The organism is Streptomyces sp. SCSIO 30461 (genome assembly GCF_037023745.1).
Lineage (GTDB): Bacteria > Actinomycetota > Actinomycetes > Streptomycetales > Streptomycetaceae > Streptomyces.
On the sequence record NZ_CP146101.1, the window covers coordinates 1,608,447 to 1,621,163 of the forward strand.

12 protein-coding genes are annotated in these 12,717 nt (G+C 69.3%); 6 read left to right on the plus strand and 6 right to left on the minus strand.

What is annotated here, in order from left to right; all coding sequences use genetic code 11:
- Positions 1-156: 156 nt before the first annotated feature.
- The gene (locus tag V1460_RS07385; protein WP_338677939.1) at positions 157-924 is read right to left on the minus strand and encodes a GntR family transcriptional regulator; all 768 of its coding nucleotides are present in this window, start codon (positions 922-924) and stop codon (positions 157-159) included.
- A gap of 237 nt (positions 925-1,161) precedes the next feature.
- Here V1460_RS07385 and V1460_RS07390 point away from each other — a divergent pair, with 237 nt between their 5' ends.
- From V1460_RS07390 to V1460_RS07405, 4 genes are all read left to right on the plus strand, one after another.
- The gene (locus V1460_RS07390) at positions 1,162-2,445 is read left to right on the plus strand and encodes an extracellular solute-binding protein (RefSeq protein WP_338672874.1); all 1,284 of its coding nucleotides are present in this window, start codon (positions 1,162-1,164) and stop codon (positions 2,443-2,445) included.
- Positions 2,446-2,546: 101 nt separating this feature from the next.
- On the plus strand, positions 2,547-3,566 hold the full coding sequence (locus tag V1460_RS07395; RefSeq protein ID WP_338672875.1) for a sugar ABC transporter permease: 1,020 nt from the start codon (positions 2,547-2,549) through the stop codon (positions 3,564-3,566).
- A gap of 32 nt (positions 3,567-3,598) precedes the next feature.
- On the plus strand, positions 3,599-4,441 hold the full coding sequence (locus tag V1460_RS07400; RefSeq protein ID WP_338677940.1) for a carbohydrate ABC transporter permease: 843 nt from the start codon (positions 3,599-3,601) through the stop codon (positions 4,439-4,441).
- Between the two features lie 8 nt (positions 4,442-4,449).
- Complete coding sequence (locus tag V1460_RS07405) at positions 4,450-6,000, plus strand: glycoside hydrolase family 3 protein (RefSeq protein ID WP_338672876.1); 1,551 nt, start codon at positions 4,450-4,452, stop codon at positions 5,998-6,000.
- Positions 6,001-6,057: 57 nt separating this feature from the next.
- On the opposite strand, the gene nagB is transcribed toward V1460_RS07405, so the two are convergent.
- Positions 6,058-6,843 (minus strand): glucosamine-6-phosphate deaminase, encoded by a 786-nt coding sequence (gene nagB, locus V1460_RS07410; protein WP_338672877.1) that lies wholly within the window; start codon positions 6,841-6,843, stop codon positions 6,058-6,060.
- A gap of 374 nt (positions 6,844-7,217) precedes the next feature.
- On the opposite strand from nagB, the gene V1460_RS07415 reads away from it, so the two are divergent.
- On the plus strand, positions 7,218-8,684 hold the full coding sequence (locus tag V1460_RS07415; protein WP_338672878.1) for a PAS domain-containing sensor histidine kinase: 1,467 nt from the start codon (positions 7,218-7,220) through the stop codon (positions 8,682-8,684).
- 158 nt (positions 8,685-8,842) lie between these two features.
- Here the strand turns inward: V1460_RS07415 and V1460_RS07420 are convergent, their stop codons facing one another.
- Complete coding sequence (locus tag V1460_RS07420) at positions 8,843-9,100, minus strand: WhiB family transcriptional regulator (RefSeq protein WP_003953983.1); 258 nt, start codon at positions 9,098-9,100, stop codon at positions 8,843-8,845.
- Between the two features lie 315 nt (positions 9,101-9,415).
- Entirely contained in the window at positions 9,416-10,384 is a 969-nt protein-coding gene (locus tag V1460_RS07425; protein ID WP_338672879.1) for a diacylglycerol kinase family protein, read from the minus strand.
- Positions 10,385-10,496: 112 nt separating this feature from the next.
- Here V1460_RS07425 and V1460_RS07430 point away from each other — a divergent pair, with 112 nt between their 5' ends.
- On the plus strand, positions 10,497-10,943 hold the full coding sequence (locus V1460_RS07430) for a hypothetical protein (RefSeq protein WP_407077418.1): 447 nt from the start codon (positions 10,497-10,499) through the stop codon (positions 10,941-10,943).
- 150 nt (positions 10,944-11,093) lie between these two features.
- Here the strand turns inward: V1460_RS07430 and V1460_RS07435 are convergent, their stop codons facing one another.
- Together V1460_RS07435 and V1460_RS07440 are read right to left on the minus strand one after the other, a co-directional pair.
- On the minus strand, positions 11,094-12,212 hold the full coding sequence (locus V1460_RS07435; RefSeq protein ID WP_338672880.1) for a SigB/SigF/SigG family RNA polymerase sigma factor: 1,119 nt from the start codon (positions 12,210-12,212) through the stop codon (positions 11,094-11,096).
- On the minus strand, positions 12,209-12,622 hold the full coding sequence (locus V1460_RS07440) for an anti-sigma regulatory factor (protein WP_067163834.1): 414 nt from the start codon (positions 12,620-12,622) through the stop codon (positions 12,209-12,211). Before V1460_RS07440 ends, V1460_RS07435 begins: the two co-directional genes overlap by 4 nt.
- Positions 12,623-12,717: the final 95 nt, after the last annotated feature.

The window sequence follows — 12,717 nt, forward strand, 5'->3', positions numbered from 1 at the left end:
TGGCGCACGAAATCTAGGGGATGGACTCGCGTGTGGGAACCCTGTGTTCCGGATATCGGACAGTCAATCGCCGGGCGGTCGGCACGGCCGCTGAACGGCCGGAACCGGCCGCTCAGCGCCTGTAGCCGACCGTTCGTCGCGCAGGCGTCCGGGGTGTCAGTCCGTTTGGGGGCGCTTGAGGCGCGCCACGAACTTGTAGCGGTCGCCTCGGTACACCGACCGCACCCATTCGACCGGTTCGCCGTCCCTGTCCAGGGAATGCCGTGACAGCATCAGCATCGGCAGGCCCACGTCCGTACCCAGCAGTCCCGCCTCGCGCGGGGTGGCCAGCGAGGTCTCGATGGTCTCCTCGGCCTCGGCGAGATGCACGTCGTACACCTCGGCGAGCGCCGTGTAGAGCGAGGTGTACTTGACCAGTGACCTGCGCAGCGCGGGGAAGCGCTTCGCCGACAGGTGTGTCGTCTCGATCGCCATCGGCTCCCCGCTCGCCAGCCGCAGCCGCTCGATCCGCAGCACCCGCCCGCCCGGTGCGATGTCGAGCAGTCCGGCGAGCGAGTCATCGGCGTTGACATAGCCGATGTCGAGCAGCTGGGAGGTGGGCTCGAGGCCCTGCGCCTTCATGTCCTCGGTGTACGAGGTGAGCTGGAGGGCCTGGGAGACCTTGGGCTTGGCGACGAACGTCCCCTTGCCCTGGATGCGTTCGAGGCGGCCTTCGACCACCAGCTCCTGGAGGGCCTGGCGCACGGTGGTGCGCGAGGTGTCGAACTCGATGGCGAGTGTGCGCTCGGGGGGTACGGGTGTGCCGGGCGGCATCGTTTCCGTCATATCGAGCAGATGCTTCTTGAGCCGGTAGTACTTGGGCACCCGGGCCGACCGGGCCGCCGTTCCGTTCTCGGTCTCCGTGCCGCCCCCGTCCGTGGCCATGGCCCGCCTTCCCGACTCGTGTGCTGCTGCCGTCACCGGCTCCTCCGTTGGTTGCGGATCACATGGTGGCACGGTCCGGTGACGGGTCGTCGCCCTCCCTCAGATGTCGGTCCGGTAACGGACGCGACAGCCCTTCTTATACACCCTTGACACCCCTAAAGGTCTAGGCCAAGCTCCGCTTACTGGTCTAAACCAATAGGGCCATGTGGGGGTTGCAGCATCCCTGAGGAGGGTGGCGTGAAGCGCAAGCTCATCGCGGCGATCGGTGTCGCGGGCATGGTGGTCGGCATAGCCGCGTGCGGTTCCGAAGGCGGCAAGGGCGGGGACAAGGCCGGCGCCGACGTCAAGGAACTCACCGTCTGGCTGACCGTCGATGCCCAGAACAACTGGCCCGAGCTGGTCAAGGCGGCCGACGACGCGGTCGTCAGGAAGCACCCCGGCCTCACCATCAAGCACGAGTTCTACGGCTGGCCCGACAAGAACGCCAAGCTTGACGCCGTCCTCGCCACCGACAAGGCCCCCGACGTGGTCGAGATGGGCAACACCGAGATGCTCGGCTATGTGGTCAACGGGGCCTTCGCCGAGATCGACCCCAAGCAGTTCGAACAGTCGGACGCCTGGCTCGACGGCCTCAAGGAGTCCGTCAGCTACGGGGGCAAGACGTACGGCGTGCCGTACTACGCCGGCGGCCGAGTGGGCAACTGGCGCAAGGACGTCGCCGCCGAAGCCGGAGTGAAGGCCCCGCCGAAGACGTACGCGGAGCTGACCGCGGCCCTGGACCGGATCCAGGCGGAGAAGGGCCCCAAGTTCAGTGCCTGGTACCAGCCTTCGCCCGATTGGTACGCGGCGATGTCCTTCGTCTACGACGCGGGCGGCGCCATCGCCGAGCAGGAGGGCGACCGGTGGAAGGCCGGCCTCTCCTCGCCCGAGTCCCTCAAGGGCCTGAACGAGTACAAGAAGGTGCTCGACACCTATATGAAGGCCGACAAGACCAAGGACGAGTCCGACCGCTACATCGTGTACGGCCAGGGCAATGCCGGGATGATCTTCGGAGCGGCCTGGGAAGGCGCGACCGCCGAGGACCCGAAGAACGACAAGACCGGCAAACTCAAGGGCAACCTGGAGAACTTCGTCATGCCGGGACCGTCCGGCGGCAACCTCCCCGTCTTCCTGGGCGGCTCCGACCTCGCCATCCCGGTGAAGTCCGACGCGCAGGCCGTGGCCGTCGAGTGGATCAACGCCTTCACCGGCGCCCAGGGACAGAAGGGCTTGGTCGCCAAGGGCAATCTGCCCAACAACAAGGCGGACCTCGCCCCACTCAAGAGCGACCCCAAGACGGCGGTTCCGGCCATTGCCGCCGAGTCCAGCTGGTTCGTCCCGATGGCGCCGGGCTGGGGCCAGGTCGAGAAGGCCCAGATCCTCAAGACGATGCTCCAGGAGATCGGCACCGGCAAGAAGTCGGTCGAGGAGGCAGCGAAGGCGGCGGACGAGGCGATCGACAAGGTCATCAACACCAAGTGACCGCCGCCCCGGCAGGGCTCCTTCGGCCGACCGGCACACCGGCCGGGCGAAGGAGCCCTGCTCCTGTACGCGTTGAGGCAACGCATCGCTGAGGAGCGCTGATGAGTGCCGCAGACACATCCACCGCCAAGGTTTCCCCCGCGAGGCCACCGGCACCGCCGGGCACCGGGCAGACGGCCAGGGGGCGTGGCGGGCAGGGACAGCGGGGAGTGCGACGTCGGCGTCGCGGGGGCGGCGGAGCCGGGCTGCCGTGGGCGCTGCTCGCCCCCTGTCTGCTCGTCCTGCTGCTCGTACTCGGCTATCCGCTGGCCCGGCTGGTCACGCTCTCGTTCCAGAAGTTCGGCCAGCCGCAGCTGTGGGGCTTCCAGGAACCCGAGTCGGTGGGCTTCGGCAATTTCACCAGGATCCTCGGCGACGGCGAGTTCTGGTCGGTGGTCGTCCGCACAGTGGTCTTCGCCGCCGGCGCGGTGGTGCTGACCATGGTGCTCGGGATGCTGATCGCACTGCTGCTCCAGCGGGTCTCGGGCTGGGTCAGGACGCTGATCAACATCGCGCTGGTGGCGAGCTGGGGCATGCCCGTCATCGTCGCCACCGCGATCTTCAAATGGCTGTTCGACACCGATTACGGCGTGCTGAACTGGCTGCTCAGCCGGCTTCCCGGGGTCGACATGAGCGGGCACAACTGGTTCGCCGGCGGTCCCGAGGGCCTCACCGTCATCATGCTTCTGGTCGTCTGGGGAGCCGTGCCCTTCGTGGCCATCACGCTGAGCGCCGGACTCACCCAGGTGCCGAGGGAGTTGGAAGAGGCCGCCCGCCTCGACGGCGCCGGGGCGTGGGGCGTCTTCCGCTACGTCACCCTCCCGGTTCTCAAACCGATCATCGTGATGCTGACGACGCTCTCGGTGATCTGGGACATGGGCGTGTTCCCCCAGGTGTTCGTGATGCGGGGCGGCCACCCCGAGGCCGAGTTCCAAGTGCTGACGACGTACTCGTACGACAAGGCCTTCGTGGTCAACGACTACGGCGGCGGTTCGGCGATCGCGCTGGTCACCGTGCTTCTGCTGCTCGGTGTGGTCGCGGTGTACATGCGACAGATGCTCAGGATCGGAGAAGCCGAGTGAGTGCCGTGTCCGAACAGACCGATCGCACCGCCGTGCGTGCCGCAGGGAAGCCGGGCAAGGCCCGGGGCAGGCTCGGCTGGAACCTGCTGGGCCTGCTGGTGTTCGCCACCGCCGGCTTTCCCGTCTACTGGATGCTCAACACGGCCTTCAAGCCGGCCAGGGACGCCATCGACCCGGACCCGCACTTCTTCCCCGGGACACCGACAGCCGAGAATTTCTCCCGGGCGCTGGACGTGGCCGACTTCTGGGGCCCGGTCGGACGCAGCCTCGTCGTGTCGCTGGCCGTGGTCGCCATCGGGATCGTGGTCGGCATGCTCGCCGCGCTCGCGATCTCGCGGTTCGCCTTCCGCGGCCGGAAGGTCGTGATCGTCGGCATCCTGGCCGTCCAGATGGTGCCGCTGGTCGCCATGATCATCCCGGTCTTCCTACTGCTGAACGACCTCGGTCAGTACGACAGGCTGACCGGCCTGATCATCACGTATCTGACCTTCGTCCTCCCCTTCACCGTGTGGACGTTGCGCGGCTTCATCGTCAACATCCCCAGGGAACTCGAGGAGGCCGCGATGGTCGACGGCTGCACCCGTGCGGGCGCCTTCCTCAGGGTGGTCTTCCCGCTGCTGGCACCGGGCATGGTGGCGACATCCGTGTACGCGTTCATCCAGGCGTGGAACGAGTATCTGTACGCCCTGATGCTCATGAGCCAGCAGAACCAGACCGCCACCGTCTGGCTCGGCAACTTCACCACCAAACACGGCACCGAATACGCCCCGATGATGGCCGGCGCCACGATGATGGCCGTCCCCATCGTGATCCTCTTCCTCCTCGTCCAGCGCAAGATGGCCGCGGGCCTGACGGCCGGCGCGGTGAAGGGATGACGTCGCCCATGACCACGTTCGCGCACCGAGCCGACACACTCACCCGTGACGCCCTGGCCGTGCTCCAGCCCGGCTTCACCGGCACCACCGCGCCTGACTGGCTGCTGCGCCGGATCAGCGAGGGCCTCGCCGCCGTGGGACTGTTCGGCCGCAACATCGCTTCACCCGCTCAGCTCACCGCCCTCACGGCCCGGCTGAGGGCCGAACGCGACGACGTACTCGTCGCCATCGACGAGGAGGGCGGGGACGTCACCCGGCTGGAAGTCGGTACCGGCTCGTCCTTCCCCGGCAACTACGCCCTCGGGTGCGTGGACGACACCGAGCTCACCGGACAGGTGGCCGCGGCGCTCGGACGGCGGCTCGCCGCCTGCGGGGTGGACCTGAACTGGGCGCCGTCGGCCGACGTCAATTCGAACCCGGACAATCCCGTGATCGGGGTGCGTTCCTTCGGCTCCTGCCCGTCCCTCGTCGCCCGGCACACGGCCGCCTATGTCCAGGGCTTGCAGTCCGCCGGCGTGGCCGCGTGCGCCAAGCACTTCCCCGGACACGGGGACACCTCGGTCGATTCGCACCACGCACTGCCTCGGATCGATGTGGATTCGGCCACTTTGCGCTCCCGTGAGCTGCTGCCTTTCTATTCGGCGATCGAAGTGGGTTCCAAGTCGGTCATGAGCGCGCATATCCTGCTACCCGCGCTCGACCCCGATCACCCGGCGACCCTGAGCCCGCGGATCCTCACCGATCTGCTGCGTCAGGAGCTGGGCTACGAAGGCCTGATCGTCACCGACGGTATGGAGATGAAGGCCATCGCCGCGACCTACGGGATCGAGCGCGGCAGTGTCCTCGCGATCGCCGCCGGTGCCGACGCGATCTGTGTCGGCGGCGGCCTGGCCGACGAGGACACCGTGCTGCGGCTGCGCGACGCGCTCGTCACCGCGGTACGGGAGGGCGAGCTGCCCGAGGAACGACTGGCCGACGCGGCTGCGCGCGTGCGCGCGCTCGCGGACTGGACCAGGGGGGCCAGGGGGGCGGCATCGGAGCCGGGCGCGGCTTCACAGGAGGGGACCGCGCCCGGCACCGAGAAGAGCTCTGCCGCACCGCGCCCCGATCCGATCGGCCTCGCCGCGGCGCGCCGTGCGGTACGGGTGACCCGGGGGCCGCGGCCTGAGCCCCTTGTGTCCGCGCCCTATGTGGCGGCCTTCACCCCGGTGGCCAATATCGCGGTGGGCGACGAGACTCCCTGGGGCATCGCCGCCGAACTGGCCCGTGTGTTTCCCGGCACCCGCACGGACACCTATGCCGCGTCCGCCCCGACGGCCGAGGTGCTGCGGGCGGCGGGCGACCGGCGCGTGGTCGCGGTGGTCCGCGACGCCCACCGCCACCCGTGGATGCTGTCCGCCCTCGACGCCCTGCTGTCCGTCCGTCCCGACACGATCGTGGTCGAGATGGGCCTCGACCAGGCGCCGCCGCGCGGCGCCCTCCATGTGGCGACGCGGGGCGCGGCACGCGTGTGCGGGGTCGCGGCGGCGGAGGCGATCTGCGGTCGGCGCCAGCTGTAGCCAGGGCGCGAGGCGCCTGTGATGCCCCGTGCCCACGGGGCACACCGTGAGCCGGTGCTACAGCCCCTGCCATTCGGGCTTGTTCGCGTATGCGTGGCGGAAGTACCCGGCCAGGCGCAGCCCGCCCGCCGCCGCCTCGTCCACCACCACCGTCGCATGCGGATGCATCTGCAGCGCGGAGGCGGGGCACACCGCCGCCACCGGCCCCTCCACGGCCGAAGCGACGGCTTCCGCCTTGCCCTTGCCGGTGGCGAGCAGTACCAGGTGCCGGGCTTCCAGGATGGTGCCGATCCCCTGGGTGATCACATGCTGCGGCACCTGATCGACGTCGCCGTCGAAGAAACGCGCGTTGTCCGCCAGGGTCTGTTGCGTGAGCGTCTTGATCCTCGTACGGGACGCCAATGACGAGCACGGTTCGTTGAACCCGATGTGCCCGTCCGTGCCGATCCCGAGCAACTGGAGGTCCACCCCACCCGCCTCGGCGAGCGCCGAGTCGTAGGCCGCGCAGGCGGTCGGTAGGTCGACGGCCGTACCGTCGGGCCCCATGAAGGCTTCGGGGCTCAGGCCCAGCGGTCCGACGACCTCGCGCAGCAGGACGGAGCGGTAGGACTCGGGGTGCCCGGAGGGCAGGCCCACGTACTCGTCCAGCTGCGCGATCCGGACCTGGGACATGTCCGCCCGCCCTGTCCGCGCCAGCGCCGCGAGCGCCTCGTACACAGGCAGCGGGGTGGACCCGGTGGCCACGCCGAGTAGCGCGTGAGGTTTGTGGCGCAGGAGATCCGCGATGCCCCGGGCGACGAGTTCGCCACCCGCCTTGGCGTCCGGGACTATGACGACTTCCACACTGGGCCTGCCTATCGCCGGAGGATACGAAAGCCATCTGGTATAGACCAATATATCAGAAGGGTCCCCGGAAACCAGGCGCAGAAACACCCGCGGGCCGCGGCGCCGGGACGGGACCCTCAACCCGTCCGGCACCGCAGCCCGGAGTTACCCGGCCGACGGGTGTGCGTTCCCGTACGGCCGTTGGGGGGCATCCGCGCAGTCAGGGCAGAGAGCGCGGGTACCCGGGTCCACCCTCCTGTGCGGGGAGGGCGGAGGCTTTGACGTTCATTGTGGACTAGACATCCACGCGGAGAGAAGTCCGAGGTCATCCTTCGTCACGGAGCCCCGATCGGACCGGTTCACACCGAGGGTACGCTCACAAGGTGCCCTCCATGAACGATCTCGTACGCCAGCACACCGCTCTGAGTGAATCAGACCTCGAGTGGCTGCATCTGCTGGTCTCGGAGTGGCAGCTGCTCTCCGACCTCTCCTTCGCCGATCTGGTCCTGTGGGTCCCCACTCTGGACGGCACGCGCTATGTCTCGGTCGCCCAGATGCGCCCCAACACAGGGCCCACCTCCTATCAGGACGACATGGTGGGGCATCTGGTTCCGCGCGGGCGCCGGCCGATGCTGGACGCGGCGCTCGACGAGGGCCGTATCGTCCGCGAGGGCGACCCGGAGTGGCGCGAGGAGGTGCCGGTCCGGGTGGAGTCCATCCCTGTGCGGCGCGAGGGCCGGGTCCTCGGCGTGATCGCCAGGAACACCAATCTGCTCACGGTCCGCACCCCGAGCCGGCTGGAGCTCACCTACCTTCAGTCCGCATCCGACCTGGCCCAGATGATCGCCGCGGGTGCCTTCCCGTTCCCCGAGCAGCAGGTCGACATGGACGCGTCCCCGCGCGCCGGTGACGGGCTGATCCGCCTCGACGCCGACGGGGTCGTGCAGTACGCCTCGCCCAACGCGCTCTCCGCGTACCACCGCCTCGGGCTCGCCGCCGACCTGGTCGGACAGCACCTCGGGAGGATCACCGCGGAACTCGCCCCGTCCCGGGGACCGGTCGACGAGGCCCTGGTCAAGCTGGCCAGCGGCTATGCGCCCCGGGAGACCGAAGTCGAGGGCAACGGCGGCGTGATCCAGCTGCGGGCCATCCCGCTCAAGCCCAAGGGGGCCCGTATCGGCTCCCTGGTGCTCCTCCGGGACGTCACCGAACTCCGCCGACGCGAGCGGGAGTTGATCACCAAGGACGCCACCATCCGGGAGATCCACCACCGGGTCAAGAACAACCTCCAGACGGTGGCCGCCCTGCTGCGTCTCCAGGCCCGCCGGATGGATTCGGTGCGGGGAAAGGAGGCGCTCAACGAGGCGGTCCGCCGCGTCGGCTCCATCGCGATCGTGCACGAGACGCTGTCCCACAACCTCGATGAGCGGGTCGAGTTCGACGAGATCGCCGACCGGGTGCTCGCGATGGTCGCCGAGATCGCCCCGGGCAAGGTGGTCTGCCGTCGCAGCGGTCGCTGCGGAATCCTCGACGCCGAGGTGGCCACCCCCCTCTCGATGGTGCTCACCGAGGTCGTGCAGAACGCTCTTGAACACGCCTTCGCGCCGGGGGAGCAGGGCACGGTCGACGTCACGGCGGTGCGCGGCGGACCGCGCGGCGCCGAGCGGTTGCTGATCACCGTGCAGGACGACGGCCGCGGACTGCCCGAGGGCTTCGACCCGCAGCGGGCCGGCAATCTCGGGCTCCAGATCGTCAGAACCCTGGTGGAGGGAGAGCTCGGCGGCTCCTTCGACATGAAGCCGGCGCCGGGGCGTGGCACGCACGTGGTCCTCGACATCCCCGTGCAGAGCCAGAAGTAACCATTCCGCAGACCCCCGGACACAGCAGCGAGCCCCGGACCGTATCGATACGGTCCGGGGCTCGAATGCTGTGAGTTACTGCTGCGCGCTGCGGCTCGGGGGCGGTGAATGCGTACTCGCCGTACGCGCCGCCGGCCTCAGGCTCTTAGCGGTGGCGGTCAGGCGCTGGCGTTGCGCGCCCGGTTACGAGCAGCGCGGCGCTTCATCGCGCGCCGCTCGTCCTCGCTGAGGCCACCCCAGACGCCGGAGTCCTGGCCGGACTCGAGCGCCCACTGCAGGCACTGCTCCATGACGGGGCAGCGGCGGCAGACGGCCTTGGCTTCCTCGATCTGCAGCAGCGCAGGACCGGTGTTGCCGATGGGGAAGAAGAGCTCGGGGTCTTCCTCGCGGCAAACGGCGTTGTGACGCCAGTCCATGGCTGCTACCTCTCTCGGTATTACATACTGATTGCTTGTGAATGTGAACGCTTTCACGAATCCCTCCGCACGGGAAGGGCCAACGCCCAGCTGAACTGGTTGCGGTCCTGAGATAAGGAGGGGTTCTGGCTCTCTGGGTGCCGATCCTGCGGGCTGTCCCGATCGCCACGTAGAGATTCGCAAACCTCGGCGGCGGATACAACCCCTTCCGGAAAGTTTTTTTTGATTCCTTGGTGTCGACTAGATCACAGCCGTACTTCTATGGGGTGGATCCGCGTCTAAACGTTCGACTGTAAGGAGATCAGGGTCTTCCACTCACACAATCACACGCAGTGCACGGCGAACGCCTGTGAACGTCACGCTCGTGCGCAGGCCCAGATGGTCACCATCCATCTGGAAGGGTAGTGGAGCCTTCGAATGCAAGGTGAACTCCGCTACATCGTGAAGTGACACCACGTGCTTGCCGCGAGGGCCGCGCTCCGGGGTCGAAGTGAGCAGCTGGGTGGCGTAGCGGGCCAGCGCGGGGGCCGACAGCCGCTGCAGTCCGAGGACGTCCAGGGCGGTGTCGAACGATGCGTCGGGTGCCGCGTACACCGGGCGATTGCCCAGGTAGGTCCAGGGGGACGTGTTGCAGACTATGGACAGCGCGAGATCGCGCACCGGCTCCATGCCGGGGCCCTCCAGGGTGATCGCGCCACGGCGGCGATGCGGGTCGTCCAGGAAGTGGCGCGCCGCCTGGCGTATGTAGAGGGCGTGTGTCGATTTCCTGCCGCGCTCGCGCTGCTGTTCCACCCGGCCGACCACTCCGGCATCGAAGCCGAATCCGGCGCAGAAGGTGAACCAGCGCGGCGGAGCCCCCTCGTCGTCCGTACCTGGCGTGCCGGACGTCAGCCCGAGTCCGATGGTGCGCTCACTGCGCAGGCTCAGCGCGTCCAGAATGGCGCCGGTCGCCTCCACCGGATCGTTGGGCAACCCGAGTGCCCGAGCGAAGACATTGGTGGAGCCGCCGGGGACCACGGCGAGCCGGGGGAGGGCGTCCGGTTCGGGGCCTGCGTGCAGCAGCCCGTTGACGACCTCGTTGACGGTGCCGTCGCCCCCGAGGGCCACGACCAGGTCGATGTCGGCGGACTCCGCCGCGCGCCTGGCGAGGTCGCGGGCGTGGCCGCGGTACTCCGTGGTGACGGCCTCCAGTTTCATCTCGCTGGCGAGGGCGTGGATCAGCACGTCACGTGTGCGGGCACTGGTGGTGGTTGCTGCCGGATTGACCACAAGGAGTGCGCGCATGGCCGCCAGGGTACCTACCGGGGGGTACCGCGTGTACCGGCCGGGTCTCCCGGCCGGCGGGTACGGGTCCCGCCCGGCCCCCGGCCCGGCGGCCGAGGGCTACCCTGCAGGGGTGAGCAGCGCTGACCAGACCCCCGAGCAGTCCGTCGAGCCGTCACCCGACGCCGTGCCCGGCCCCCGCCCGCCCAGGCTGACCGCCGCGGCCGCCGTCTGCGCGCTGGAGGCACTGGCGCTCGTCGTCGGCGGAATCCATCTCCTGGTGAGCGGGTTCGTGGGCACCCCCGAGAGCACCTCCCAGGCGGAATCGGGCGGGGCCACGCTGATCGCCCTGGGTGTCATCCCGCTGCTGGCCGCACGAGGTCTGCTGCTGCGGCGCGGCTGGAGCCGCGGTCCGGCGATCATCACCCAGCTGATGGCTCTCCCCGTCGCGTGGACACTGCTTCGATCCTCCGGCGCGATGATCCCCGCCGGGATCGCGCTGGCGGCCGTCGCGGTGACCGGTCTGGTCCTGCTGCTGAGCCCCTCGACCACCCATGAGCTGGGCCTCCGGCGCGGGTGACGTCCGCCGTTGTGCCGCCGCCCAGTGCTGCGGATGGCGCGGCAGGAGGCCTTGCGCTCCCTGCCCAACCGGCCCTTGAGGTCTGAGGCGGACTCCCCTACGGGCGCGGGGCGCCTTCAGACGCACCGGACCCCGCCGCCAGTCGAGCGCTCACTCCTCGACCAGGAGCTTCTCGCGCAGCTGCGCCAGCGTCCGTGCCAGCAGTCGCGACACGTGCATCTGCGAGATCCCGACTTCCTGCGCGATCTGCGACTGCGTCATGTTCCCGAAGAACCGCAGCAGCAGGATCCGCTTCTCCCTCGGTGGCAGATCCTCCAGCAGCGGCTTCAGCGACTCCCGGTACTCGACGCCTTCCAGCGCCTCGTCCTCCGCGCCCAGGGTGTCGGCCACCGCCGGTGACTCGTCGTCCGTGTCGGGCACGTCAAGAGACAGCGTGGAGTACGCGTTGGCCGACTCCAGCCCCTCCAGGACCTCCTCTTCGGAGATGCCGAGCCGCTCGGCCAGCTCATGCACGGTCGGTGAGCGTCCGTGCTGCTGCGACAACTCCGCCGTCGCCGTGGTCAGCGACAGCCGCAGCTCCTGGAGCCGCCTCGGCACCCGGACGGCCCAGCCCTTGTCACGGAAATGGCGCTTGATCTCACCGACGACCGTGGGCGTGGCGTAGGTCGAGAACTCGACACCCCGCTCCGGATCGAACCGGTCCACCGACTTGATCAGGCCGATGGTGGCGACCTGTGTCAGATCGTCCAGGGGCTCGCCCCTGTTGCGGAACCGGCGGGCCAGGTGCTCGACCAGCGGCAGATGCATCCGAACCAGCTGATTGCGCAGCTCCGCCCGCTCGGGGGAGCCCTCGGGCAGCCCCCGCAGGGTGATGAACATCGACCGCGCCTCGCTTCGGTCGTCGCTCCGGGTGTTCGGCTCGGAGCGCGCGCGACCGGCGTCCGTGCGGGCCGCCTGACTGGCGGGGCCGGACCGGGCCGGGTCGTCCGCGCGATCCGGGTGGTTCTCGGAGTGCTGCTCGTGCTGCTCGCTCATATGGGCCGCCCTCCCCCAGTCCTTCGCCTGGGAGGTACCCCCAGCCTGCGCCTGCTCCGGCGCCTCCGGCACCGCCGACACGCCGTCATGTCCGTCCACCGCCGGGTGGGGCCTGGCCTGCTGCTCCGGGATGCCCGCTGGGGCGTACCCCGGATCCGCCGGGGCCGCACGTCCGTCGTGCGGCGTACCGGGAACGCGCTCCTCGTCCCGCACCGGACCTTCCCCGTCGCTCACGCCGGCCCGGGTCCCGCGCCGCGCTGTTTGTACAGGCTGATGGACACCGTACGGTCGTCGGCCACGGAGGAGTCGACCTTGCCGGCCAGTGCCGAGAGCACCGTCCAGGCGAAGGTGTCGCGCTCCGGTGCGCGCCCGTCGGTGGTCGGGGCCGAGACCGTGACCTCCAGGGAGTCGTCGACGAGCCGGAAGACGCAGCTGAGGACGGATCCCGGGACGGCCTGCTGGAGCAGGATCGCGCAGGCCTCGTCGACCGCGATGCGCAGGTCCTCGATCTCGTCGAGGGTGAAGTCCAAGCGTGCCGCGAGTCCGGCGGTGGCCGTACGCAGCACGGAAAGGTAGGCACCCGCAGCCGGCAGCCGGACTTCCACGAAGTCCTGGTTCCCGGGCTCGCCTGCGATCTGGGACACCCTCACCTCCAAAGTGGCACAAGGTCGATCGAGGCTCCGGGGGGACGGCCCCGGAGCCGGTTGCTGCGCGTCGGTACGCAGTCGGTTACCTGGAC